Raw genomic sequence first — 24146 nt, 5'->3', positions numbered from 1 at the left:
GCGCCCCGCCCCCTCGCAGACCGCTGAAGCCGCCCCTAGTTGCCGGCCACCCCGACCACTGGCGTCTCCGATCGGAAGCTCTGCCCGAGCTGCGGGCCGAGGCCGAAGTAGTGGCGGAAGTTGTAGATCAGCGGACACCAGGCGGTGGGGTCGACGTGCTGCGTACCGGGCACGACGACGGCCGGATCCGCGTGCACCCGGAGCACGTGCGCCTCGACGATCAGGAAATCGTCGTGCAGGTCGGGGGTGATCCGTACGGCCCGCGCCTCCAACTGCAGCGGGCACTCGGCGACCCGCTGCGCCCGTACCAGCTCGGCCGGCTCCGGACGCAGGCCGGCGGCGGCGAACTTCGCCGGCTCGTACCGGAACGCGCCCCGCTTGTGGTCGGGAACCGGGTCGCGGCCGGTGAGCGGGGCGAGCCGCTCCACCGCCGGCCACTGCTCCGCCGTCGGCAGGTTGATCACCAGGTCCGGCCGCTCGCGCAGGTTGTGGGCGGTCTGACCCTCCGCCCCGAGGCCGAGCACCACGACCTGGCCGAGCGCCCAGGCCGACGACATCGGCGCGAGGTTGCTCGTCCCGTCCTCGTTCTCCGTGCTGATCAACACGACGGGCGTGCCGTAGTAGAGGATCTTGGGCTGGATCGTCAGGTGATCATTCGTCTGGCGCACCGCCGGACGGTACGGGCGGAACGTTTCGGTGCGCGGCGAAAGGTGCCGGTCGGCGCACCATGAACACGTCGACCGGATCCTCGGCCTCGATCGTGAATCCGTGCCGCTCGTACAGCCGCCGGGCCGGGCTGCCGTGCAGCACGTTCAGCCGGACCACGGCGCCCTCGCGGTCACACCGCTCCAGCAGCCCGCGTAGCACCGCACCGCCGATCCCGCTGCCCTGCAGATGCGGAGCCAGGTAGAAGTGCTCCAGCCAGTGGGCGTCCTCGGCCGGCCGCAGCGCCACTGAGCCGGCGAACGCGCCGCCCACCTCGATGATCCAGGTGTGCGCCGGCGCGAATCCGTCGCGCAGCCGCCGGCGCACCCGCTGATCGTCGTACCGCCCGAGCCGCTCAAGATCCGACCGCAGCACCACGGCCCGCAACTCGGCCACCGCGTCGACGTCCGCCGCCGAAGCCGGCCGAAGCTCCCAGTCCCCCATGATCGTCAAGCTACCGCGCCCTCCTTCCGCCCTGCGTGGTCTGCTCGCGTCGGCGGCGCACGGCTGCTCGTCCGCCCGCCCTGTGACCATCGACATAGTTCGCCCCGGCCGAGATGTGGCGCATGATCGTTTGGCCGGGTCGGCCGACGACCGGGCACTGCGGGGACGGGACGGCTCCGCCCCCGACGTTTTTCGAAGGAGAGCGCCATGCCCGCCGCCGAGCCCGTACCCGCCCCTGAGCACGTCGCCGTCATCGGTGCGGGGATGGTCGGGCTGGCCACCGCCTGGTTCCTCCAGGAGCGCGGCGTACGGGTCACCGTGCTCGACCGCACCGGCGTGGCCGCGGGCGCGTCGTGGGGCAACGCGGGCTGGCTCACCCCCGGCATCACCACTCCCCTGCCGGAGCCGGCGGTGCTCCGGTACGGGCTGCGCGCCCTGCTCAGCCCGGCGTCACCGGTGTACGTCCCGCCGCGCGCCGACCCCCGGCTGCTGCGGTTCCTGACCTCCTTCGCCCGGCACAGCACCCAATCGAAGTGGCGGGCCGCAATGGCCGCCTACATCCCGATGAACCGGCGCGCCTTCGAGGCGTACGACGCGTTGACGGCCGGCGGGGTCGGGTCGGAGACGTACGAGGCGAAGTCGTTCATGGCGGCGTACCGGACCGAGGCCGAACGGTCGGTCCTCCTGGACGAGCTGGGACACATCCGCGCCGCCGGTCAGGAGATCGAGTTCGACGTCCTCACCGGCGCCGAGGCGCGGGAGGTGGAACCTTCGCTGGCCGACGCCGTCGGCGCCGCCATCCGCCTGCACGGCCAGCGTTTCGTCAACCCGGGGCAGTACGTGCACGGGCTCGCCGAAGCGGTACGCGCCCGCGGCGCGACGATCGTGACCGGTGCCGACGTGGTGGACGTACGCGACGAGGGCAGCGCGGTGCGGGTGGTGACCGCCGACGGCGCCGACGACCGGTACGACGCCACGGTGCTGGCGACCGGCACGTGGCTCGGCGCGCTCGCGCGGCGCTACGGGGTGCGGACCGTCGTGCAGGCCGGCCGTGGGTACAGCTTCAGCGTGGCGATCGAACACCTGCCGGCCGGCCCGGTGTACTTCCCCGCGCAGCGGGTCGCCTGCACGCCCCTGGGTGACCGGCTCCGCGTCGCCGGAATGATGGAGTTCCGCAGCGCGGAGGCGCCGCTGGATTCCCGCCGGATCCGGGCGATCACCGAGGCCGCCCGTCCACTGCTGCGCGGCGCGGACCTGGACGCCCGCGCCGACGAGTGGGTCGGTTCGCGCCCCTGCACCCCCGACGGTCTGCCGCTGATCGGCCGCACCGGCTCGCCGCGCGTCTTCGCCGCCGGCGGCCACGGCATGTGGGGCATCACGCTCGGCCCGCTCACCGGCGAGCTGCTCGCCGAGCAGATCACCACCGGTCGGCAGCCCGCGGAGCTGCGCCCCTTCGATCCGCTGCGCTGACCATCTCCGGCCGACGATGAGCGACCTGCCGGGGAGGGGACCGCTGCCGTAGCGGCAGCAAGAAGCCGCCCACTCCTCGTGGGGCGGGCGGCTTCCGGGTGTTCGGCGGCTAGGGTCTGTTTCATAAGGCTCGCCCGAGCGAGCCGAGGCCCAGGCGGAGGTCCGGCAAGGCGGAGGTTCGCGCGGATACCGGTGTTGTATCCGGACGAACCTCCAACGCCGCCGGTCGCCGCCTGGGGCCGGCGCAGCCGGGCACGGTCTTATGAAACAGACCCTAGTCCCGGTTCAGGTCGACGATCACGCCCTGGTCGGCGCAGGCGGTCTGCAGGCCCGAGATGTGGGTGCCCATCGCGCCGAGGAACGCCAGCGCCCCCATCCCCTGATCCTCCGGCAGGTTCGACACCTGCCACGCGATGTCCATCAGCGCGGTGCCGTGCTCCCGGATGTCCTCGTGACGAGAGTCCTCGAACAGCTCCCGCGCCTCCCGGTACTCGGCCTCGGTCATCTCGTCGTCACCGCTGCGCTCTTCGTTGCCGAGGATGTCCTTGCCGTCGCGCATCGCCTTGCACACGGCGACGCCGGAGTCCTCGCGGATGAAGGTGTCGTAGACGGCGACGCCGGCGGTGACGACCGCCAGCACGGCGACGAGCGAGACGATCCCGGTGATGAGCAGCTTGCGGCCGCCGCGGGCGGGCGCGGCCGGCGGCTGCTGGTCGACCGACGCCTGCTGGTCGGCCGGCAGCTGCTGGTCGGCCGGCGGCGGCAGGTACCCGGCGGCGGTCGGTTGGTACTGCTGCGGCGGGTGGACCGGGGCGGCGCCCTGCGGATCGGGCTGCTGCGGCGGCTGAGTCTGATACGGGTCGGTCATGCTCTGCGCTCCCCACGTGGTGTCGGCGTGTTGATGCTGGTCGGGTCGATGTTGTCGCACTACGCGATGTCGGATAGGTGACATACGGGTATGGCGCGAGCGACGGTCAGCCGGGCGCGTGTACGGCGAGGACGACGAGGGCCGTCGCGGCGGCGAGACCCGCGACCCTCCTTACCCGACCGATCGACATGGCCACATTGAACCGCACCGTTGCGGCCACGATGTCCCCGCGCCGGCCGATGCCACGATGATCGATCCGGCCCGTACCCTCGTGGCCGTGAAGAGGCGCATTCTGCTGCTGGTGGCCGTGCTCGGCGCCCCTGTCGCACTGCTGCCGGCCGGCGCGGTCACGGCCGGCTACCTGGCGGTTCGCAGCGACTGGACACATCAGACAACCTGCCGGGAGTCGCTGCCCATCGAGGAGGCGAAGGTACGCACCGTGCGGTGGGACCGGCCGGAGGATCTGCCGGGCCTCGGCGACTACCCCGCGATTCACTGGCAGGCCCGGGCGAAGGGCGACCCGTGCTCGCGGGGGCCGGGTCCGACGGACTGGGCGTACCAGGGTGTGGTGGAGCTCCGCCCGGAGGACGCGCGCGCGTTGGCGAAGCGGTACGAGTTCGTCGCCTACGACCCGGTCGTCTCCGCGGAATACGCCGCCGAGCGGACCCCCGAGGACCTCTGGTCGGCCCTCTCCGGCTTCCTGCCGCCGGAGACGCGGTGGCTGACCAGCAGGGTCTACGACGAGTTGGACACGTCCAGCCGGTGGCGGATCGCGTACCTCGACGTCGAGCACGCGACGCTTCTGTTCATGCTCGACGACCACTGACCGGCGGCGCGGCTAGCGGCTGACGGTCCTGATGGTCCTGATGGTCACCGTGGCGGCAGGCGGTAGACGGAGACGTGGGAGCGCGAGTCGGCGGTGAACTCGCCGCCGGTCCAGTCCGCGTGCCGGCTCTCCAGCTCGAAGCCGGCGAGCTGGGCCATCAGGTCGAGCTCGGCGGGCCAGATGTAGCGGTGCGGGCTGCGGCTCAACCGCGCCTGCCCGCTCTCGTCGAACCGGAAGTGGTGCGACTCGGCGTACTGGTTGAGCACGTCGTACATGTCCAACCCGACGTAGCCGGGCTCCGAGTGCCAGACCACCGCCTGCTGGCCGGGCGGGAGCTTACGCAGCTCCGGTACCCAGAGCTCGATCACGAACCGTCCACCCGGTACGAGGTGGCGGGCCGCGTTGCGGAAGCACTCGACCTGCTCGGTCTGGGTGAGCAGGTTCGAGATCGTGTTGAAGACCAGGTAGACGAGGGTGTACTCGCCGGGCGCGACAGCCGTCGCCATGTCCCCGACGACCGTCGGGATCGTCGCCTCGTCCACCTTGGTCCGCAGCCGGTGGATCATCGGTTGGGAGAGTTCGATGCCGGTGACGGGTACGCCGCGCTCGGCGAGCGGGACGGCCACCCGCCCGGTGCCGATCGCGAACTCGAGGGCCCGGCCACCGTCGGCGAGCGCGGCGAGGCGCTCGACGGTAGGCCCGACCACCTCCGGCGCGAACATGCCGCTGCCCGGCGTGTCGTAGCGTTCGGCGGTCTCCGCGTCCCAGATCGGTGCCCGTAGCATGCGGACCACCCTGCCCGCGCCGGTGGAACGACTCAACGCATTTACCGCCCCCCGGTGCGGCGAACGCCGTCCGTCGGGCGGTCGGCCGGGCGCCGGTCGGTCGCGCCGGTGCCCTATGCTCCGCCGTGTCACGGGGGACCTGCGGGAGGGTGACACATGCGACGCCGGTGGCTCGCGGCGATATGGGCTGCGCTGCTCGCCGCGACGGTGGGCGGTTGTGCCGCGTCGACCGGCACCGATGGTGACCTGACCGACGACTGGCGGCCGGCGACCGAGGCGCGGCAGTTCACCCCGCGCGTCGGCGAGTGCTATGGGGCGCTGAGTCCGCACACGAGCCACCCGCCGGTCGACTGCGCGGCACCGCACCTGGTGGAGACGTTCCAGGTCGGAACGTTCCCCGCCGATGTGGCGCGGCGGTCGGCGCCACCGCCACCCGGCTCCGCCGCCGTACGAGCGGCCTTCGCCGAGTGCGACCTCCGGGGCCGGGAGTTCGCCGGCGGTGACTGGCGGGGTGGTCGGCTGTCGGTGCGGGTGCTGCCGGTCGCGGCGGCCGGTTGGCGGGTCGGCAGTCGCTGGTTCCGCTGCGACATGTTCGAGTTGAACGCGGTCACCGGCGTCAACGGTGAGGACGACGAGGCGGTCAGTCGGGTCGGCAGCCTGCGGGGCGCGCTGCGGAACGACTCCTCGGTGCGGCTCGGCTGCATGAACTCCGACGAGTGGGCCCGGCTGTCGCCGGCCGCCTGCACCGCCCCGCACCAGTTCGAGTACGCGGGTGTCTGGACCACGCCGGAGCGGTCGTACGAGCAGGCGCGGCGCGACGAGGAGACCGCCCACGATCGCTGTCGTACGGTCGTCGCGCACTACGCCGACGTGCCGGCGGACAGCATGTTGCGCTACCGCACGGGCACCACGTTCCGTTACCCGTCGAAGGAGGCGTGGACGCGGGGCGATCGGGGCGTCCGCTGCTACTTCTGGTCGGGAGGTCGCCAGCTCACCCGGTCGATCGCCGGGGGCGGGCCGGCGATCCTGCCGATCAATTGAGCGCGTGCCGGTTGACGGGCGGTAACCGGTTCCCGTTCGGCGCGAGGCGCTGACCAGCGTCGACGGACAAGAGACCGCTTGTCGCACACCGTGTGTGACGACGCGTATCGCTGCCGTGTTATTCTTCCTCGTCGATCTATGCCGCGCGACCCCGGGTCGGGTCGTTGCCGGAAGGACACTTCTCCCGATGCCGGCCGTTCCCGTTCGGACCGTGCCACCCGCCGTGCTGGACAGCCCGGCCGGCGGCGCGCTCAGCCTGATCTTCACCACGCTGCCGGCCATGCTCCGGCTGACCTGCGGGCTCGTCGGCGCGATCGTGGCCGTCTCGGTCCGTACGCCACCGGTGCAGTCAGCCCTGCTCTTCGCCGGCGTCGCGGCGCTGACCGCCTGGTCGATCTGGTACGCGACGCGCGCCCTGCGGCACGGTGTCACGCCGACCCTGATCGCCGGGGACGTGGCGCTGACCACGGTCGCCTGCCTGCTCATCCCCCGGCTGGTGGCCCCCGAGGTGCTGCCCGGCGAGGGGAGCTGGATCGCGGTGCTGGCCAGCACCACTGTGATCAACACGCAGGTCACCGCGCCGGCCCGCTGGTCGATCCCGGCCGGCCTGCTGGTCGTGGGGGGCTACGCGACCGGCGCGCACGCGGCGGGGAACCCGCGGGAGGCCGCCGCGCACACCGCGACCCTGCTGGTGCAGATCGGCTGCACGGCGATGATGAGCGCGGTGATGCGCCGCCGGATCTCCCGCGCCGACCGGACCTTCGCCGCGCACCAACGGTTGGCCCGGGAGGCGGTGGTCGCCCGGACGGCGTGGGAGTCCGAACGTCGGCAGAACCGCGACCTGCACGACACCGTGCTCGGCACGCTCACCATGGTCGGTCTCGGCGCGGTCACCGGCCCGTCGGCGGAGCTGCGTCGACGCTGCGCCGCCGACCTGCGTACGCTCACCGCTCTCGCCGACGCCCGGACCGTTCCCGCCGACGGCCCGGTGTCGCTGGACGACCGGCTGCGGTCGGTCCGCGACCGGATGCCGGCGCTGCCGATGAGCGTCGAGCTGACGCCGTGCGCGGTGCCGGCGGCCGTGGCCGACGCGGTCGCGGAGAGCGTCTACGCGGCACTGTCCAACGTGGTCCGGCACGCCCCGGGTGCGACGGCCGAGCTGCGTCTGAGCCGGTCCGCGCTCGGCGTCGTGGTCGAGGTCGCCGACGACGGCCCCGGCTTCGACCCGGCCGCCGTCCCACCGCACCGGTACGGGCTGCGCGAGTCGGTCCGGGGACGGATGACGGCGATCGGCGGGAGCGCCCGGATCGACTCCGCCCCCGGCGCGGGCACCCGGATCACCCTGGAGTGGCCCGGTGTCGGCTGAACTCGACGCCGCCGTCCGGCACCGGCACGCCCCGGCCACGGCGCTCACCGTCGCGGCACCGCCCGCCCCGGTCCCGGGTTCGGACGGCGGCGCCACGTCGCAGGCGGCGGGCCAGGTCGCCGCCGCGGTGGGGTGGGCCTCGGACCGCGGTGCCCGCATCGCGGCGGTCGCCATCGCACTGGCCTGGCACTGCGTGATCGGGCTGCCGGCGGTGCTGGCCAACCGGGCGGAGCTGACGGCCGCCGGCGTGGTGCTCACGGCCTGGGCGGTCGTGGCCGTGGTCGGAGTGCTGGCCGGGGTCCGGCTGCTGCGGCAGACCCCACTGCCGGCGTGGCCGTTGGCCGGGCTGCTGCTCGCGGTCGACGCGACGGTCTTCGCCGCCGCCGGCGAGCGGGCGCTCTTCACCACCGCGAACTGGGTCTGGGGCACGCTCGGCTGGTTCTTCATGCTGGCGCTCTGGGGTCGGCGGGTGCGGGGGCTGATCGCCCTGCTCGCCGCGCACTCGCTCATCGCCCTCGTGGCGGTCGTCGGATACGGCGCGACCACCCCCGCCGACCTGGCCCGCCTCGCGATGTACGTCTACGGCACGTCGTCGCTGCCGATCGCGGCGTACGTCGGCAGCGCGGTCGTCGCCGTGCTGGCTCGGGAGCGGGCCACCACCTCCGCGGCCACCCATGCCATGGCGGCGGAGCGGGACGCCGCCGAACGGGCCCGGCGGGACCGCCGGGACCGGCTGGCCCTGGTCGGCGGCGCCGCGGGGGCGGTGCTCGCGGAGCTGGCCGACGGGCGCGCCGATCCCACCGACCCGCTCGTGCAGCGCCGGGCGGTGCTGGCGGCAGCCCGGCTACGGCGGCTGATCGCCGAGTCCGACGACGTGCCCGATCCGCTGCTGCACGAGCTGCGCGCCGCCGCCGACCTGGCGGAACGCAACGGGCTCCCGATCGACCTGGTGACCATCGGTGCGCCACCGCCGCTGCCGGTGCAGGTCCGCCGACAGCTCGCCGACCCGCTCACGGCGACGCTGGCGGACGCCCTGGAGTGGGCCCGGTTGACGGTCGTGTCGGGTCCGGACGAGGTGGTGGTCAGCCTCGTCACCCCCGACCGGAACGGCCCCGACGCGACCGGCCCGCCCGAGTGGGACAACGGTTCGCACGAGGGCCGGGTTGATCGGATCTACGAGCGGGACGGGGAGATCAGATGGGTGCAGACCCGGTGGCGGAGATGAGCGGTGGACGGCCCATCGGGGTCGCCATCGTGGACGACCACCCGGTGGTGGTCGACGGGGTACGCGCCTGGCTGGCCACCGAGCCGCTGCTGACCGTACTGGCCACGGGGGACGATCCGGACGAGGTGCTCCGGGCCGCGCCGGACGCCGACGTCGTCCTGCTCGACCTGCGGCTGCACGGTCGGATGGCGCTGGGCAAGCTGGCCGAGCTGAGCGCCGCGGGACGCCGGGTGGTGGTCTACTCGGAGCACACCGACCCGGAGACGATGCTCGCCGCCCTGGACGCCGGTGCGGTGGCCTTCCTCGCCAAGCACGAGGGTCGGGAGCACTGCGTCGCCACGGTGCTCGCCGCGGCGAGCGACCGCCCGTACGTGCCACCGGCGCTGGCCGGGGCGATGGTCGGTGATCCGCGGCCGGATCGCCCGGTCCTCTCCGACAAGGAGCGCGAGGCGCTGCTGCTCTGGTTCCAGTCGATGTCGAAGGCGTCGGTGGCCCGCCGGATGCGGATCAGCGAACACACGGTCAAGCAGTACGTCGACCGGGCGCGGATCAAGTACACCCGGGCGGGCCGCCCGGCCGCCACAAAGGCGGCGCTGCTCGCCCGCGCGATCGAGGACGGCCTCATCCGGCCGGAAGAGATCGGCATCTACCGGTCGCAGGCGAGGTACGACCGGCCGACCCCCTAACGGGTGTCATGACACCCGTTCGGTGGTCCGCCAGGCTCGAAAGCAGGGGTGAGCTCTGTGGGAGGTCGTGACGATGCAGGCTGACGCGTCGCCCTTCTTCATCGGTCCGCACCGATTCGACGCGCCGGACGATGAGATGGGCCCGTTGCTCGACCGCCGGTACGAACTGGTGCCGACCCTGGGCGAACAGGTGCTCTGGCGGCACCGGGTGGAGGTCTCGGGACTTCTGCTCGGCCCGACCGAGATCCGGCGGGTGTGGACGCTGCCCGGCCCGGTGACCGTGACCGTCACCGATCAGCGGGTCGTCTGGGTGGGCGAGGGTTCGCAGCTCGCCGTGCTGGCCGGTGGGCGAGCCGTCGGCATCGCCCGGCACCGTCCGCCGGTCCGGCTGCCCGGCCTGCTCAGCGGGCAGATCCGCTGGCAGTGGCCGTCTCGCCTGGAGCTGGCGCCGGCCGACCACGACGGCCCGGCCCGGCTGCTGATCGTGTGCGACGCGCTGCGGACCATCCAGCAGCCGGCGCTCGCGTTGGGCGGCCCGGCCGACGAGATCGCCCGGCTGGCTCGGCAGGTGTGCCGGGCGGTCGCCGCCTTCCGGTTGGGCCGGCCCCAGCTGGTCGACCTCTCTCCGCAGGAGCGCGACGTGCTGGCGTTGCGGTCGGCGGGACGCCTCATCGGGGAGTCCCGGATCACCCTGCCGGGGTCGCTCCCGGTCGAGTTCCGGTCCCGGGACGACTACTACCGGCGGGCTGCGGATCCGGCACCCGACGCGTCCGGGCCCGCAGGCGACGCAGCATTCGGGCATCGGTGAACCCGACGGTCCGCGCGGCCGCCTCCACCGTGACGCCGTGCCCGATCAGGTGCTCCGCCCGCTCGACCCGCAGGAGCTGCTGGTAGCCGAGCGGGGTGAGGCCGGTGGCCTGCCGGAAGAGGCGGTTCAGCGTCCGCTCGGCGACCCCACCGGCGGCGGCCAGGTCCGCGAGCGGCAGCCGCTCGGCGTAGCGGCGGTCGATCAGGTTCTGCACCCGGTGCACCGCGTCGGAGAGGTGCGAGCGGTGCCGCAGCATCACGCTGGCCTGCTGTTCGAGACCGTTGCGGCGGGCGTACACCACCAGCTCACGGGCCACGTCGGCGGCGACGGCGGGCCCGTGCCGGCCGGCCACCAGGTGCAGCGCCACGTCGATCCCGCTGGCGATTCCGGCGGAGGTGACCACCCGGTCGTCGACCACGTAGAGCACGTCCTGGACGACCCGGGCGGCCGGATACCGGCGGGCGAGGTCCTCCTGCACGTCGTGGTGGGTGGTGCAGCGCCGGCCGTCGAGCAGGCCGGCCCGGCCGAGGGCGTACGCACCGGCGCAGACGCTCGCCACGGTGCCCCCGGCCGCGTGGTGCGCGGCGAGCCGCCGCAGATCGTCCGGGCCGACCGGGCCCGCCGGCCCGTGCGCGTTCGGCCGCCAGCCGGGCACCACCAGCAGGTCGTCGGGGGTCAGGTCGGGCCACCGGGTACGGGCGACCAGCGGCACGCCCTGCACGGTGGGCACCCGTTCCCGCTCGGCCACGTAGTGCAGCTCGTAGTCGTGGCCGAGGTCGGCCGCGGTGGAGAAGACCTGGGCCGGCCCGGCGAGATCCAGCAGGTGCAGCTGCGGAACGAGCAGGAAGACGACCCGGGCCATCGGTCAGCTCCGCGCGCCGGAGAGGGACGCGCCGGTCACCTCGTCCACCGTGCGTACGGTGGCGAACCGGCCGGCCAGGGCGTACTCGGTGCGGCGGAGGATCTCCTCGTTCGACAGGGTGCGCGGGTCGGCGAGGATCTCCGCCGGGCCGGCCGTCCCCGGGAGGTCCCGGTGCGGGATCGGGAAGGTCATCGTCGCGTCGGTCACGAACGTCATCCGGTAGCCGAGGTCGGAGCCGAGCCGGGTGGTGGTCTCCACGCACTGCTCGGTGCGGATCCCGCACACGGTCACGTCGTGGACTCCGGCGAGGGTGAGCAACTGCTGGAGGTTGGTGGTGGTGAACGCGTTGTGCGCGGTCTTCACCAGCGTCGGCTCCCCCTCGGCCGCCGCCAGCCCGTCGATCAGTCGTACGTGTCCGAGGGCCGGGTCGAAGACGCCGCCGCTGCCGGGCTCGGCGTGCAGGACCCAGAGCACCAGGTCGCCCCGCTCGCGGGCGGCGGCCACCAACCGGTTCACCTGGCCGACGATGTCGGGGTTGGAGCCGTACGCCCAGATCGGGCGCTGGCGGAAGGACTCCTGGACGTCGATCACGACGAGTGCTGTTCTGCTCATGGGAAGGATCCTGGTCGGGCGGGAGCCGCAGGGGCAGACACCATCCTGCCCGGCTGCGGAACGATCCGGCCTCCGGGGTGACCTGGGCACTCTCGCCCCGGGCTCGCTGCTTCAGCCGGCGCCGTCGCGGCATCCACCCCGGCCGTGGATCTTCTGCCGTCAGCGAAGAAACTGGTCGTCGGGGCGGTGCCCGCAGCAGCATGGCGGCATGACCGAACGCGGCGTACTGCTCTGGATCCACGGCGGCGGGTGGCGCGCCCGAGCGAGCGAGGACGGCGCGGCGCTGGCCGCGCACGGACTGCGGGTGGTTCCGGCCGGTTACCGGCTGGTGCACGAGGCGCGCTGGCCGGCCCAGCTGGAGGACGTCCGGGCCGCCGCCCGGCGGGCCCGGGCCGAGGCGGGCGGTCTGCCGCTGCTGGTGGCCGGTGACTCGGCCGGCGGGATGCTCGCCCTGCACCTCGCGTTGCGCGGGGTGGACCGCCCGGACGACGTGGCGGGTGTGCTCGCGTACTGGGCACCGGTGGACCCGCTCGGCACGGACTGGCGGCGGCTACGCGCCGGCGACGACCCATGGGCGGACCTGCTCGGCCACCCGCCCGCGCCCGGCGACCCGGCGACCGTCGACGCGACGGTCACCACCCACGCCGGGAACGGGGTGCCGGTGCTGCTGGTCCAGGGCACCGACGATCGCTCGGTGCCGGCGACTCAGGCCGTCGGGCTCACCGGGGCGCTGCTGGCCGCCGGGCATCCGGTGCACAGCTGGCTCACCCACGGCGGCCACGCGCTCGCCCTGGACCGGCCCGACCTGCACGCGGCCACCGCCGCCTTCCTCGACACCGTCCTGCCGGCGAGCTGAACCGGCGCGGGATCGGGGCCGGGGCGGCGCCGCGGGCGGTCAGTCGATCAGGTTGTGCACCTCCAGCCGACCGCGGGCGAAGGCGTCCACCCGGCCCCAGCGGCCCGGGATGTCCAGCACCTCGATCCGGCCCATGCCGACCGGCAGCCGCGGGTCCACCGAGAGGTGGCCCTCGTGCGGTTCCAGGCCGAGCATGGTCCGGAGCAGCAGCAGCGGGGTACCGGTCGACCACGCCTGCGGGCTGCACGCGGTCGGGTACTCCACCGGGAACTTGGTCAGCTCCCGGTGGTAGCCGCCGAACGCCTCCGGCAGCCGGCCGCTGAAGTACGTGGCCGCGTCCAGGATGCCGCTGGCGATGATGGCCGCCTCCTCGGCGAAGCCGTACCGGCGCAGCCCCCAGGCGATGAAGGAGTTGTCGAACGGCCAGATCGTGCCGTTGTGGTAGCCGATCGGGTTGTAGCGGATCTCCCCCTCGGCGAGGGTACGCACGCCCCAGCCGGAGAAGAGCCGCGGGCCGACCAGGTGCTGTGCGATCTTCTCGGCCCGTTCGTGCGAGACGATGCCGCTCCACAGCAGGTGGCCGATGTTCGAACTCAACACATCGCACTGACGCCCGTCGGGGTCGAGCGCGAGGGCGAAGTACTCGCCGTCCGCCACCCAGAAGTCGCGGTTGAACCGCTCCTTCAGCTGCGCCGCCTCCCGCTCGAGCTGCTCGGCGTACGCCGGATCGTCCCAGAACTCGCGGGCCAGGCGGGCGCCGCGGACCTTCGCGTCGTACGCGTACCCCTGCACCTCGCAGGTGGCCCGGGGAAACGGCGGCAGCTTTCCGTCAGAGTAGGAGATCGAATCCCAGGAGTCCTTCCAGCACTGGTTCTCCAGGCCGGTGTCGGTGTTGCGCCGCTCGTACCAGATGTAGCCGGTGCCGACCAGGTCCGCGTAGTCGTCGATCCAGCGCAGCGCGGCCCGCGACTCCTGTTCCAGCTCCTTGACCAGCGCGGCGTCCCCGGTCCACCGCTCGTACTCGTCGAGCAGGATCACGAAGAGCGGCGTGGCGTCCACCGACCCGTAGTACGGCGAGTGGGGTTGCTCCTCGAAGGCCGCGGTCTCCCCGTACCGCATCTCGTGCAGGATCCGGCCGGGGTCCTCCTCCCGGAAGTCGTCGAACCGGCTGCCCTGCAACGACGCCAGGATCCGCAGCGTGGTCTTCGACAGCGCCGGGGTGAACGGCAACGTCTGCAGGCAGGTCAGGATGCTGTCCCGGCCGAACATGGTCATGAACCACGGCAGGCCGGCGGCGGGCAGGGTCGCCCCGCCCAGGGAGAGCGGCGAGAAGCGCAGCGCGGCCAGGTCGACGAGGCTGCGCCGGTACGTCGAGGAGAGCGCCTCGTGCTGGCTGTTGAGCTTCGGCGCGTTTTTGATCCACTTCTCCAGGTCGTGCTGGAGTGCCAGCCGTTCGGCGCCGTGCGTGCTCACACCCAACCGCAGGTCGCGTCCGCCCGGCCCCACGGCAGTGGTGGAGACGTCGATCCGGGTCTCCCACTGCTCGTTCGGTTCCAGGTGGACGGTGTAGGCGAGCCCGTCTCGGTCGTACCGGGCCGGGGCGGAGGAGACGATGGCGGTCTGCCGTACGAAGTTGCCGCGGCGGTAGCCCAGCCGTAGGCAGTCGGACTCGACCTCGCTGTAGAGCTCGCCCTTCTTGTTCAAAATCTCGTCCTTGACCTGGAACAGGTCGGCGAAGTCGGAGCCGGCGTCGATCCGGACCTCCAGGTCGACGGGCTTCTCGTCGTGGTTGAGGATGATGATCTGTTCCCGGAAGCTGCCACCGACGGCCCGCTCCCGGATGATCGACAGCTTCGCGTCGATGTAGTGCGTGGCCATGCCGGGCACCAGGAAGAACCGCGCCTCGTAGTACTGGAGGTCGTCGAAGGAGAGCGCGTTGAGCCGCTCGCCGTTGACGGTCAGCACCCACTTCGACAGGAACCGCGTGTCCAGTGAGAAGAGCCCGGTCGGCTCGCTCGGCGTGGCCTCGATGTCCCCGGTGTCCTCCGACACCACGAAGGTGTTGCCGTCCAGGATCCGGATCGTGCCGTTCGAAGCCATCACCGCACCTCCCGCTCGAACTTCCGGCGGGGCCCACGGGCGTCCGGGTCGCCGGGGAAGATCCGCTCCACCTGCACCAGCAGGCGCGCGTCGCCGGAGACCGTCATGTCGCCGCGCAGGATCGCCGCGATCCCGTGTTCGCGCCCGGCCGCGATGTCCTCGAAGAGCCCCGGACTGGTGCCGATCACCGTGTCGGCCTCCTGGTTCTCCCGGCTCACCGCGATCCGACCGTGTTCGATCTTCAGGAACCAGTGCGTGGTGTGCGGCCCCTCCTGCAGGTCCACCCGCATGGTGCCGGCGGTCTTGGCTAGCCTCGGCTCGTACCCTCGCCGGTCGATCTCCTCGAAGAACCTCGTGGTGGCGTCCAAAGGTCCCCTCCTCCCGCGGCCCGTCACGCCCGGCGTCCGCCCGGTCTGGGGTGGTCTCCGGCCCTTCCGGGCGGCCGTTCGGCGTCCGAGCACGGGTGCCCGTCCGGCGGGCCGTCAACCTCGCCCGGATCGGGTGAGCCCCGGCCGGGCGCATCCGCCCGCAGCGGACACGACGCGCCGGCCCCCGGTCTCCCGAAAGGCCGGCGCGCGCCCGCGGCGGACGTTAGTTGTTCGGGTCGTCGGCGCTGATGTCGGCGAGCACCGACTGGGGCTCACGCTCGACGGCCAGGTCGCCCATCGAGACGAGGCCGATGAGCCGGCCGTCCTCGACGACGGGCAGTCGTCGCACCGCGTAGGTGCGCATCAGGTCCGCGGCGGCGACCGCGTCGTCGTACTGGCTCACCGTGATCACGTCCTTGGTGGTGATCTCGTTGAGCCGGGTGGTGGTGGGATTTCTGTTCTCCGCCACGGCACGGACCGTGATGTCGCGGTCCGTCACGATGCCGACCACGTTGTCGCCATCGGTGACCACCACATCGCCGATCGCCATGTCACGCATCTCCTGTGCCGCGGCGGTGAGTGTGTCGTTGCCGTCCATCGTCACCAGCCGGGTCGTCATGAACTCTCCGACCGTTGTCATGGTGCCCCCTCTCGGTGTCGGCACCGCGGTCTACCCGCCCCTCCCGAGGGGGTAACGCGCGCCGCCGGTTCGAGCCGCCGGTAGCGCCCGCCGCCGGCTCGCCGCGCCGCGAACGGGTCACCGCCGCAGGCGACGCACCTCTGCCACGCTCTCCGCGGAGAGCGCGAAGATCACCGGCAGGACGAGGAAGATCCCGAGCGCGACCGGCGGGCTGACCAGGAAACCCAGCAGACCGCCCAACCCGAACGCGGCCACGCCGAAGAGCCCGCGCCGGCGCTCCAGTGTGAAGAGGCGCACCGTCACCCCGGGACGCAGCAACCTCCGGTTCCGGACGAGATGGTGGTAGAGCCCGAGCCAGCTGATCGAGATCAGTACCCCGACCAGGCCGAAGAGCGCGGTGGAGATCCGCTCGTCGGCCTGGTTCCCGTGCCGCAGCGACCGGGAGACGACAGCTGTCGCGAAGGGCAACAGCGCGGTGCTGAACAGCACGCCGAGGTTCGTGACGTGCAGCCAGGGATCGCAGCGGTGCACCCGGCGGAACGTGGTCTTGTGGTTGTACCAGGTCACGGCGATCAGGAGATACGACGTGACGTACGCGAGGTACGACGGCCACTGGTCGAGCAGCGCCCGGGCCAGTCCGCCCGGCGGCACCTCCGGCGCGCGCAACTCCAGCACGAGCAGCGTGATGACGATGGCGAAGACCGCGTCGCTGAACGTGAGCAGGCGACCGATCTCCGAGCGCATCTCACCGCCGACGATGCGGTCGGCCGCCTCGGCGTCCACGCCGTACTCGGCGCCGTCGACCGGCTCGTCGCCACCGCTCTGCTCCGCCCGCATCACGCCCCTCCCCCGGCGCGACGCGTATACCCGTCCAGGTCGCCCCTACAGCGCCTGTTTCGCCAGGCGCCTGCCGGTGCCGGCCTGACCGGCGGCGGCCCGGATCGCCGCTCGATCGGCGACCGAGCGGCTCAGGCGCCGCCGGGGCGTCCCATCCCGGGGGCCGCCCCGGCGGCGGGAGTCGGCCGCCGTGAGGTGCTGCGGGTTCGCGGGTCAGTCGCGCGGCGGCAGGCCGTAGACGCGCTCGACGTGCAGGCGCAGCACCAGGCGACCGTCGGCGACCATCGCCCGCCGGTAGTCGTCCCAGTCGGGGTGCTCGCCCTGGAGCGACCGGTAGACCTCGATCAGCTCCCGCACGGTGGCGTCGTCCGGGTCGGTGGCCGCCGGCGTCAGCTCGGCGCGCGCCTCGACCACCGCGTACGCCCAACCGTCCTCGTTGCTCACGTGGAGGGTCGCGCGCGGGTCCCGGCGCAGGTTGGCCGTCTTCGCCCGGTCGCCGGTCACCGAGACCCGGATCAGGCCCGCTTCCCGGTCGAACGAGTAGATGACGGTGGACAACTGCGGCCGACCGTCCCGCTTGAGGGTCGCCAGCACGGCCATCCGGCGCGCGGCGATCAGATCGGTCAACGCCTGCTGCGTACGCTCGTCCGGCACGGTTTCCTCCACCTCGTCCTGCTTCCGGTTTCCCATCCAAGCATGGGCCGGGGGCCGTCTCCCGCGGTGGTCGACCCGGCTGCCTGGTCGACGGCGCCCGGTGGCCCGGGAGCGTCCGGCTGGGCGGATCACCGCGGCGTAGACCCGATCGCGACGAGCCGCCCGACCCGGCCGGCACCCGACCCGGCCGGCACCCGGCCCGGCTGGTGGCCGGGGCCGGGTGGGTGCTCAACCGTCGACGGCGCTCAGCCGAGTTCGGCGGCGACCAGTTCGGCGACCTGCACGGCGTTGAGCGCGGCGCCCTTGCGCAGGTTGTCGTTCGAGCAGAAGAGCGCGAGCCCGTTCTCGACCGTCTCGTCGGCCCGGATCCGCCCGACGTAGACCGGGTCCCGGCCCGCCGCCCGCAGCGGGGTGGGCACGTCGGTCAGCGCCACCCCGGGGGCGTCGGCGAGCAGCTCCCGGGCGCGCTGCGGCGTGATCGGCCGGGCGAACCGGAGGTTCATCTGGAGCGAGTGGCCGGTGAAGACGGGCACCCGCACGCAGGTGCCGGAGACCTTGAGCCCGGGGATCTCGAGGATCTTGCGGCTCTCGTTGCGCAGCTTCTGCTCCTCGTCGGTCTCGAAGGAGCCGTCGTCGACGAGCGCGCCGGCGAGCGGAAGCACGTTGTACGCGATGGGCTCGGCGAACGAGCGCGGCGCGGGGAACTCGACGGCCGAACCGTCGAAGGTGAGCCCGGTGGCGTGCTCGGCTACCTTGCGGACCTGCTCGTCCAGTTCGGCGACACCGGCCAGACCGGCGCCGGAGACCGCCTGGTACGTCGACGCGACCAGGCTGACCAGCTCCGCCTCGGCGTGCAGCGGACGCAGCACCGGCACGGCGGCCATCGTGGTGCAGTTCGGGTTGGCGATGATGCCCTTCGGCCGTACCGCGGCGGCGTGCGGGTTGACCTCGGCGACGACCAGCGGCACATCCGGGTCCATCCGGAACGCCGACGAGTTGTCGATCACCACGGCGCCGGCCTCGGCGACCCGGGGTCCGAGCTCCTTCGAGGTGTACTTGCCGGCCGAGAAGAGGACGATGTCCAGCCCGGAGTAGTCGGCCACGGCCGCGTCCTCGACGGTGATCTCCTCGCCGCCCCAGGGCAGGGTCCGGCCCGCGGACCGCGCCGAGGCGAACAACCGCAACTGCTCCGCCGGGAACTTCCGTTCCGCCAGCACCTGCCGCATCACGCCACCAACCTGCCCGGTGGCCCCCACAATGCCGATCCTCATGCTCGCGAGGCTACCCACGGCGGCACCCGTAGTGGGAACCCTTTCCCCCCGCCGGCGCCGGACGTCACAGCCTCCGACGCGCCGAGCACCCGTCCACCGGCGCCCGCCCGCCCGCAAAGCCCACCGCCGATCGCCCCACCGCCCGGAAGATCCCCAACCGGACCCCGGACCCCGCCGCAGCCCCTCCGCGCCGCCCCACCCCCACCGAGCCGCCACCCACCACCCCCCTGCGACCCACATCACACCCCACCCACCCCAGGCAGCCGGGGCGCACTTTCACGGAAAGAGTGGCCTCCCGTCAGGAAATGGCCACTCTTTCCGTGAAGGTGCGCAGGGGTTAGGAGACGATCTCGCCCAGGTCGGCGGCGGCCAGGTCGTCGCGGATCACAGCGGCGTCGCCCTCGACCACCAGGGTGAGCGAGTCCGGGTGCAGGTGGGTGGCGGCCGCGGCGCTCACCGCGTCGACGTCGGCGGCGAGCAGTGCCTCCCGCAGCCGCGCGTGGTAGTCGTCCGGCAGGTCGTGCACCACCAGCGTGGTCAGCGCCGAGGCGATGGCCCGGGGGGTCTGCAACTCCACCGACAGCTGCCCGGCCCGCCAGGAGCGGGCCACGGCCAGCTCCTCCTCGGTCACCCCGCCGCTGCGGGTACGGGAGATCTCGCCGACCGCCTCGACCAGCGCCGGCGCGGTGACCGCGGTCTGCACGCCGGAGCTGACCCCGAACCGCCCGAACCGTCGCGACGAGGCGAAGTCGCCCCGGATCCCGTAGGTGTAGCCGCGCACCTCGCGGATCAGGTGGTTCAGCCGCGACGTGAAGGCGCCACCGAGGACGGTGCCGGCCAGCGTCATCGCCACATGGTCGGGGTGGGCGCGGTGCGGGGCCGGGTGCCCGAGCCGCAGCGTCGACTGCACCGAGCCGGGCCGGTCCACCAGGATGATCCGCCGCCCGCTGCGCAACGGCGCCTCGACCGGGCCGCCCCGCTCGACCGGGCCACCACCGGTGCCGGCGAAGGCGGCCGCGCCGAGCGCCTCCAGGTCGAGCCGGTCCAGGTCACCGGCGACGATCAGGGTGCCGGGCCGGATGAACCACTCCGAGTGGAAGACCCGGACGTCCTCGACGTCCAGGCCGGCGACCGACTCCGGGTCGCCGTACATCGGGCGGCCCCAGCGGTTCTGCCCGCCGAAGAGGTCGGCGCGCAGCGCCGCGTCCGCCCTCGGCCCCGGGTTGGCCCAGTCCATCCGCAGCCCGGTGGCCTCGTCGTCGCGTACCCGCGCCACGTCGACGGGGTCGAGTCGAGGGGTACGCACGGCCTCCGCGAGCAGCTCCACGGCGGCGGCCAGCCGGTCCACCGGCACCTGCACGCTGACCTGGAACGAGTCCCAGTCCAGCCCGGTCACCAGCTCGGTGCCGAGCCCCTCGACGGCGAGGGCGTAGGCGGCCGCGTCCCGCTGGGCAGTCCCCTCCTCCAGTGCCTTGGCGAGCACCCCGCCGAGCCCCTCCTTGCCGAGCGGCTCCCGTTCGGCGCCCGCGTCGAGCAGCAGCAACGCGACGGCGAGGTTCTGCCCGGGCAGGTGGGCGGCGACGACCTGCCCGCCGGCCACCGCGCGGCGGACGACCGGCGGGAACCGGTACGGGCGGGCGGCGCCCGGTCCGGGGCGCGTGGCGATCAGCGTCATGGCTTCTCCTCGGCGAGGTAGGTCAGGGTCACCCGGTCGTCGGCGGCGAGCACCTCGGCGGCGGTCTCGGCGATCTGCTCGGCGGTCACCGCGAGCCAGCCCGGCAGGCGGTCGCCGGCCTTCGCCGGGTCGCCGAGCTGGGTGGCGTACCTGCCGAGGGTGTCCGCGCGACCGTCCACCGTCGACATCTGGCGCCACCAGGCGGTACTGAGCAGCGACTTGGCCCGGTCCAGCTCGGTGGCGGTGACCGGAACGGTTGTCAACTCGTCCACCACCGCGTGCAGCCCGGCGGCCAAGCGCTCGCCGTCCACCCCGGGGCGGGCCGTCGCAGTCGCGATCAGCGGCGCCGGGGCGTGCGCCAGGTCGACCCCGTACGCGCCCACGAGGTCCGGCTGCGCGATCCGCTCGCCGTCGGCGAGGCGCTGGTAGAGGCGGCTGCCCCGACCGCTGCCGAGCACCGTGGCCAGCACGGTGAGCACGTCGTACCCGGTGCTGCCGAAGGCGTGGGTGCGGTGCGCGACGTACACCCGCGGGGCCGGCACGTTGGTGGTGACCGTCTCGCTGGCCGGCCGTCCGGTGGCCGGCACCGTCCGGCCGTCCGGCGCGGCCGGGATGTCCGCCCGCGGCGGGATGACGCCGAAGTACTTCTCGGCGAGCTTGAAGACCTCGGCGGCGGTGGCGTCGCCGACCACGGTGAGCACGGCGTTGTTCGGCGCGTAGTACGTGCGGTGGAACTCCTGGAACGTGGCGAGGTCGGCGGCGTTCAGGTCGGTCATCGAACCGATGGTCGCGTGGTGGTACGGGTGACCCGGCGGGTAGAGCAGCGGCAGCAGCCGCAGCCACGCGTCGCCGTAGGGCACGTTCTCGTAGCGCTGCCGCCGCTCGTTCTTGACCACCTCGCGCTGGTTGTCCAGCGTCTCCTGGGTCAGGGCCGGTACCAGCCCGCCCATCCGGTCCGCCTCGAGCCAGAGCGCCAACTCCAGGTGCTCGGCCGGCACCGTCTCGAAGTAGTTCGTCCGGTCCGGGTTCGTGGTGGCGTTGAGCGATCCGCCGGAGCCCTGGATGAGCTTCATGTGTTCGGTCTTCGCCACGTTCAGGGAGCCCTCGAACATCAGGTGTTCGAAGAGGTGGGCGAAGCCGGTCTGCCCCTGCGGCTCGTGCCGGGAACCGACGTCGTACCAGAGATTCACCGCGACCGCCGGCGCGGTGCGGTCCTCGCTCACCACCACGCGCAGGCCGTTGTCCAGTCGGGTCGTCTCGATGGGCCAGGGGTAACCGCTCTCGGGCATGGGACGACGCTATCCGATCTCCGGGGCGGAAACGGGACACGACGAGGTCGGGCGAGCCGTCGCCGGCTGCGGTGCTCGCCCGCCACGCGCATCGACCGGGCGGGCCGGGGTACCGCAGGGGCATGTCCGCGCCCACCGCCCGCCCGTCCGCCTTCGCGAAACGCGCGGGCGACGCCGTCTGCCGGGCCTCCGCCTTCCTGACCCGCCTGCGGCGGGCCCGGCTCTTCCATCCCGCCGGCCGGTCGTTCGCGGGTGAGGTGACGATCTGGGGTACGTCGGGCCCGCCGACCGGGGTGGCCTTCCTCGACGAGCCGGGCCGCTACCCGGCGACGATCCGCCTCTCGAAGGGCACGTCCACCCCGGGGAGCTGGCCGGACGTGCTCGGCCTGGCGGTGCGGGTGCACACGGACGGGCCGCGCCCGGTCGACCTGCTGGTCAGCTCCAGCGGCGCGCGGCCGGTGCTGCGGGCGGTGGCGCTGCCCCGTCGACGGTTCGCCGGGACGTACAGCACGATCGTGCCCCTGCGAGCCGATCGTGGTCGGCGGCTCTGGCTGGCCGCGCTGGCCGACCCGGACTCGATCGACCTGGGGCGCAGCCTCGCCGAGGTGGCCGCCGCGACCCGGACGGAGGAGCCGCGCCTGGTGCTCGCGACGGCGTCCGCGGTCGGGCCGTGGCGCCCGTTCGGCCAGGTCAGTATCGGCACCCAGCTCAGCGCCCGGCAGGACGCCGCGTTGGCGTTCGACCCGATCGGCAACCTGCCGGCCGGGCTGCGCGCGGTCGGGGCGATGGCGTGGTTGCGGGGGCAGTCCTACCGGGGTTCCCGCCGGGCGCGCGGGGTCGAGGCTCAGTCCGGCGGCTCGATCGGCGTCACCGTCTGAGCCGACGTCCGGTGCTCCAGCAGCGTGTCGGGTGCCACGTTCCGGTCCTCGCGGGCGTCGGACTCGGTGAGGATGGCGTCGGCCTGCGCCTCGGGGTCGTCGCTGCCCACTGCCTTCTCCTCCGGCAGCAGGTGGGCCCGGGACTCGACGCGCTCCTGCTCGTCGCCGGTGCCACCGCCTGGCTCGCTCATGCCGACGCCCCCCTCCGGTCGGCGGCGCTCTGCGGCTCGCCCGCGCCGTGCCGATTGATTCGCTCGCTCATGCCACCCCTCATACCCCGGCGCGGCGGTCGACACGCCCGCGCACCACCGGCGTGGGACGCCGCGGACGTGGGACTGAACGCCGCGCGATCCGTCGGGTACGCTGTGCACCGTGACGCGGTCGTATCGATGGTTTAGGCAGCCGGCTGGAGGAGCCGGTGACTTCACCATGAACTGACGTCACTCCTCTTCGAGCCGGCTGGGCAGGGCCTTCTGGTCCTGCCCTTCGCGTACGAGCAGCCGGCTCGACCCGGGCACCGGCCCCGGGCACGGTCGGCGGAAGGAAGCCCACCGTGACGACCCCGGAGACCGATCGGGTCAGCGATCAGCGGATCGACCGTGTCGTGCCGTTGACCACCCCCGCCCTGCTGCACCACGAGCTGCCCCTGGACGACACGCTCGCCTCGGCCGTACTGACCGGCCGGCGCGCGGTGGGCCGGGTGCTCGACCGCGCCGACGACCGCCTGCTGGTGGTGGTCGGCCCGTGCTCGGTGCACGACCCGGTCGCCGCCTTGGAGTACGCCCGGCGGCTGCGCGAGGCGGCGGACCGGTTCGCCGACGACCTGCTGATCGTGATGCGCGTCTACTTCGAGAAGCCCCGCTCGACGGTGGGTTGGAAGGGGCTGATCAACGACCCGCGGTTGGACGGCTCGGGCGACGTGAACACGGGCCTTCGGCTGGCTCGCGCGCTCCTGCTGGACGTGCTCCGGGTCGGCCTGCCGGTCGGCTGCGAGTTCCTCGACCCGATCACCCCGCAGTACATCGCCGACGCGGTGGGTTGGGGGGCCATCGGGGCCCGCACCGTGGAGAGTCAGGTGCACCGCCAGCTCGCCTCCGGGCTCTCCATGCCGATCGGCATGAAGAACCGCCCGGACGGCAGCATCGGCACCGCCGTGGACGCGATCCGGGCGGCCGGCGTGCCGCATGTCTTCCCCGGCATCGACTTCTCCGGCACCCCGGCGATCATGCACACGCGGGGCAACGCCGACGGCCACCTGGTGCTGCGTGGTGGCGGCGGCCGGCCGAACTACGACGCGGAGTCGGTGGCCGGTGCGCTGGACCTGCTGCGGGGGGCCGACCTGCCCGAGCGGGTGGTGATCGACGCCAGCCACGCCAACAGCGGCAAGGACCACCGCAACCAGCCGCTCGTGGCGGCGGACGTGGCCGCCCAGCTCTCCGCCGGGCAGCGCGGAATCGTCGGCATCATGCTGGAGTCCTTCCTCCAGCCCGGCCGGCAGGACCTGGACCCGACCCGGGAGCTGGAGTACGGCAAGTCGATCACCGATGCGTGCATCGGCTGGGACACCACCGCCGACGTCCTCGACCAGCTCGCCTCCGCCGTCCGCGCCCGCCGCGCGTCGCTGCCCACCCGCGCCTGACGTCCTGCGTGATCAAGAGCTCGGCGTCACGAGGGCGCGCGGATCCGACGCGAATCTCTTGATCAACGGGACCGGTGCGGGGTCGGCGCGGAACGGGCGGAGGGGTGTGGTGTAGGGCACAGGGGGGGTGCGGAAGAGTCGCGGGGGTGGCGTGGTTGTGAGGGGTGTCGGTGTGTCCAGTGTCCCCGGGCCTCACCCAATTGCCTTCGCGGAATACCGTCCGGCTGGAGCCGCGTCGAGC

Annotated in this window: 24 protein-coding genes and 1 pseudogene; 10 read left to right on the top strand and 15 right to left on the bottom strand. The window is 73.2% G+C overall.

Going from position 1 to position 24146, the window contains the following annotated elements; all coding sequences use genetic code 11:
• Positions 1-35: 35 nt before the first annotated feature.
• Together D7044_RS28780 and D7044_RS28775 are read right to left on the bottom strand one after the other, a co-directional pair.
• A complete protein-coding gene (locus D7044_RS28780; RefSeq protein WP_120679684.1) occupies positions 36-668 on the bottom strand; it encodes a flavin reductase family protein in 633 nt (210 codons plus the stop codon).
• The gene (locus tag D7044_RS28775; RefSeq protein WP_120690773.1) at positions 652-1149 is read right to left on the bottom strand and encodes a GNAT family N-acetyltransferase; all 498 of its coding nucleotides are present in this window, start codon (positions 1147-1149) and stop codon (positions 652-654) included. Before D7044_RS28775 ends, D7044_RS28780 begins: the two co-directional genes overlap by 17 nt.
• A gap of 207 nt (positions 1150-1356) precedes the next feature.
• On the opposite strand from D7044_RS28775, the gene D7044_RS28770 reads away from it, so the two are divergent.
• Positions 1357-2619 (top strand): NAD(P)/FAD-dependent oxidoreductase, encoded by a 1263-nt coding sequence (locus D7044_RS28770; protein ID WP_120690772.1) that lies wholly within the window; start codon positions 1357-1359, stop codon positions 2617-2619.
• Positions 2620-2893: 274 nt separating this feature from the next.
• Here D7044_RS28770 and D7044_RS28765 read toward each other — a convergent pair whose 3' ends face one another.
• A complete protein-coding gene (locus D7044_RS28765) occupies positions 2894-3487 on the bottom strand; it encodes a hypothetical protein (protein WP_120679678.1) in 594 nt (197 codons plus the stop codon).
• A 277-nt stretch (positions 3488-3764) separates the two neighbouring features.
• Here D7044_RS28765 and D7044_RS28760 point away from each other — a divergent pair, with 277 nt between their 5' ends.
• Entirely contained in the window at positions 3765-4313 is a 549-nt protein-coding gene (locus D7044_RS28760) for a hypothetical protein (protein ID WP_147434736.1), read from the top strand.
• A 44-nt stretch (positions 4314-4357) separates the two neighbouring features.
• Here the strand turns inward: D7044_RS28760 and D7044_RS28755 are convergent, their stop codons facing one another.
• Complete coding sequence (locus D7044_RS28755) at positions 4358-5098, bottom strand: class I SAM-dependent DNA methyltransferase (RefSeq protein ID WP_120679675.1); 741 nt, start codon at positions 5096-5098, stop codon at positions 4358-4360.
• Positions 5099-5254: 156 nt separating this feature from the next.
• Between D7044_RS28755 and D7044_RS28750 the strand changes: the two genes are divergently transcribed.
• The 5 genes from D7044_RS28750 to D7044_RS33475 all read left to right on the top strand — a co-directional run bounded on the left by D7044_RS28750 (position 5255) and on the right by D7044_RS33475 (position 10224).
• Entirely contained in the window at positions 5255-6139 is an 885-nt protein-coding gene (locus tag D7044_RS28750; protein WP_120690770.1) for a septum formation family protein, read from the top strand.
• Between the two features lie 187 nt (positions 6140-6326).
• Positions 6327-7505 (top strand): sensor histidine kinase, encoded by a 1179-nt coding sequence (locus tag D7044_RS28745; RefSeq protein ID WP_120679671.1) that lies wholly within the window; start codon positions 6327-6329, stop codon positions 7503-7505.
• Positions 7495-8730: a hypothetical protein gene (locus tag D7044_RS28740; RefSeq protein ID WP_199716811.1), complete on the top strand. Its 1236-nt coding sequence runs from the start codon at positions 7495-7497 to the stop codon at positions 8728-8730. The genes D7044_RS28745 and D7044_RS28740 overlap by 11 nt, the downstream gene beginning before the upstream one ends.
• Positions 8703-9416 (top strand): response regulator transcription factor, encoded by a 714-nt coding sequence (locus tag D7044_RS28735; RefSeq protein ID WP_120679668.1) that lies wholly within the window; start codon positions 8703-8705, stop codon positions 9414-9416. Before D7044_RS28740 ends, D7044_RS28735 begins: the two co-directional genes overlap by 28 nt.
• 73 nt (positions 9417-9489) lie before the next feature.
• Positions 9490-10224: a hypothetical protein gene (locus D7044_RS33475; RefSeq protein WP_325050924.1), complete on the top strand. Its 735-nt coding sequence runs from the start codon at positions 9490-9492 to the stop codon at positions 10222-10224.
• A 31-nt stretch (positions 10225-10255) separates the two neighbouring features.
• On the opposite strand, the pseudogene D7044_RS28725 reads toward D7044_RS33475, so the two are convergent.
• Positions 10256-11086 (bottom strand): annotated as a pseudogene (locus D7044_RS28725) (GlxA family transcriptional regulator); the annotation flags it as partial.
• A gap of 3 nt (positions 11087-11089) precedes the next feature.
• Positions 11090-11698 (bottom strand): isochorismatase family protein, encoded by a 609-nt coding sequence (locus D7044_RS28720; protein WP_120690769.1) that lies wholly within the window; start codon positions 11696-11698, stop codon positions 11090-11092.
• Between the two features lie 208 nt (positions 11699-11906).
• On the opposite strand from D7044_RS28720, the gene D7044_RS28715 reads away from it, so the two are divergent.
• Positions 11907-12554, top strand: a complete 648-nt coding sequence (locus tag D7044_RS28715) for an alpha/beta hydrolase (RefSeq protein WP_120679662.1) — start codon at positions 11907-11909, stop codon at positions 12552-12554.
• A 39-nt stretch (positions 12555-12593) separates the two neighbouring features.
• Here D7044_RS28715 and D7044_RS28710 read toward each other — a convergent pair whose 3' ends face one another.
• From D7044_RS28710 to D7044_RS28675, 8 genes are all read right to left on the bottom strand, one after another.
• Complete coding sequence (locus tag D7044_RS28710) at positions 12594-14654, bottom strand: amylo-alpha-1,6-glucosidase (RefSeq protein WP_120690768.1); 2061 nt, start codon at positions 14652-14654, stop codon at positions 12594-12596.
• Positions 14654-15022 (bottom strand): SCP2 sterol-binding domain-containing protein, encoded by a 369-nt coding sequence (locus D7044_RS28705; RefSeq protein WP_120690767.1) that lies wholly within the window; start codon positions 15020-15022, stop codon positions 14654-14656. Before D7044_RS28705 ends, D7044_RS28710 begins: the two co-directional genes overlap by 1 nt.
• Before the next feature lie 223 nt (positions 15023-15245).
• Positions 15246-15662, bottom strand: a complete 417-nt coding sequence (locus D7044_RS28700; protein WP_120679656.1) for a CBS domain-containing protein — start codon at positions 15660-15662, stop codon at positions 15246-15248.
• A 117-nt stretch (positions 15663-15779) separates the two neighbouring features.
• Positions 15780-16499: a TMEM175 family protein gene (locus D7044_RS28695; RefSeq protein WP_233565159.1), complete on the bottom strand. Its 720-nt coding sequence runs from the start codon at positions 16497-16499 to the stop codon at positions 15780-15782.
• Between the two features lie 213 nt (positions 16500-16712).
• The gene (locus tag D7044_RS28690) at positions 16713-17189 is read right to left on the bottom strand and encodes a PPOX class F420-dependent oxidoreductase (RefSeq protein WP_120679654.1); all 477 of its coding nucleotides are present in this window, start codon (positions 17187-17189) and stop codon (positions 16713-16715) included.
• Between the two features lie 209 nt (positions 17190-17398).
• Positions 17399-18424 carry an aspartate-semialdehyde dehydrogenase gene (locus D7044_RS28685; protein WP_120690766.1) on the bottom strand — a complete coding sequence of 342 codons (1026 nt, stop codon included), beginning with the start codon at positions 18422-18424 and terminating at the stop codon, positions 17399-17401.
• Between the two features lie 337 nt (positions 18425-18761).
• The gene (locus tag D7044_RS28680; protein WP_120679650.1) at positions 18762-20099 is read right to left on the bottom strand and encodes a M16 family metallopeptidase; all 1338 of its coding nucleotides are present in this window, start codon (positions 20097-20099) and stop codon (positions 18762-18764) included.
• A complete protein-coding gene (locus D7044_RS28675) occupies positions 20096-21388 on the bottom strand; it encodes a M16 family metallopeptidase (RefSeq protein ID WP_120690765.1) in 1293 nt (430 codons plus the stop codon). The genes D7044_RS28680 and D7044_RS28675 overlap by 4 nt, the downstream gene beginning before the upstream one ends.
• Before the next feature lie 122 nt (positions 21389-21510).
• Between D7044_RS28675 and D7044_RS28670 the strand changes: the two genes are divergently transcribed.
• Positions 21511-22266 carry a phosphodiesterase gene (locus tag D7044_RS28670; RefSeq protein ID WP_120690764.1) on the top strand — a complete coding sequence of 252 codons (756 nt, stop codon included), beginning with the start codon at positions 21511-21513 and terminating at the stop codon, positions 22264-22266.
• Here the strand turns inward: D7044_RS28670 and D7044_RS28665 are convergent.
• The gene (locus tag D7044_RS28665) at positions 22233-22457 is read right to left on the bottom strand and encodes a hypothetical protein (RefSeq protein WP_120679643.1); all 225 of its coding nucleotides are present in this window, start codon (positions 22455-22457) and stop codon (positions 22233-22235) included. The two genes, D7044_RS28670 and D7044_RS28665, sit on opposite strands and share 34 nt — an antisense overlap.
• A gap of 362 nt (positions 22458-22819) precedes the next feature.
• Here D7044_RS28665 and D7044_RS28660 point away from each other — a divergent pair, with 362 nt between their 5' ends.
• Positions 22820-23905: a 3-deoxy-7-phosphoheptulonate synthase gene (locus D7044_RS28660; RefSeq protein WP_120690763.1), complete on the top strand. Its 1086-nt coding sequence runs from the start codon at positions 22820-22822 to the stop codon at positions 23903-23905.
• Positions 23906-24146 lie beyond the last annotated feature (241 nt).

Origin of the sequence: Micromonospora musae, from assembly GCF_003626635.1 — a bacterium.
In the GTDB taxonomy this organism is placed as follows: Bacteria; Actinomycetota; Actinomycetes; order Mycobacteriales; family Micromonosporaceae; genus Micromonospora; species Micromonospora musae.
The sequence above is the reverse complement of the archived record's forward strand: the minus strand, read 5'-3'. Positions and strand labels throughout refer to the sequence as shown.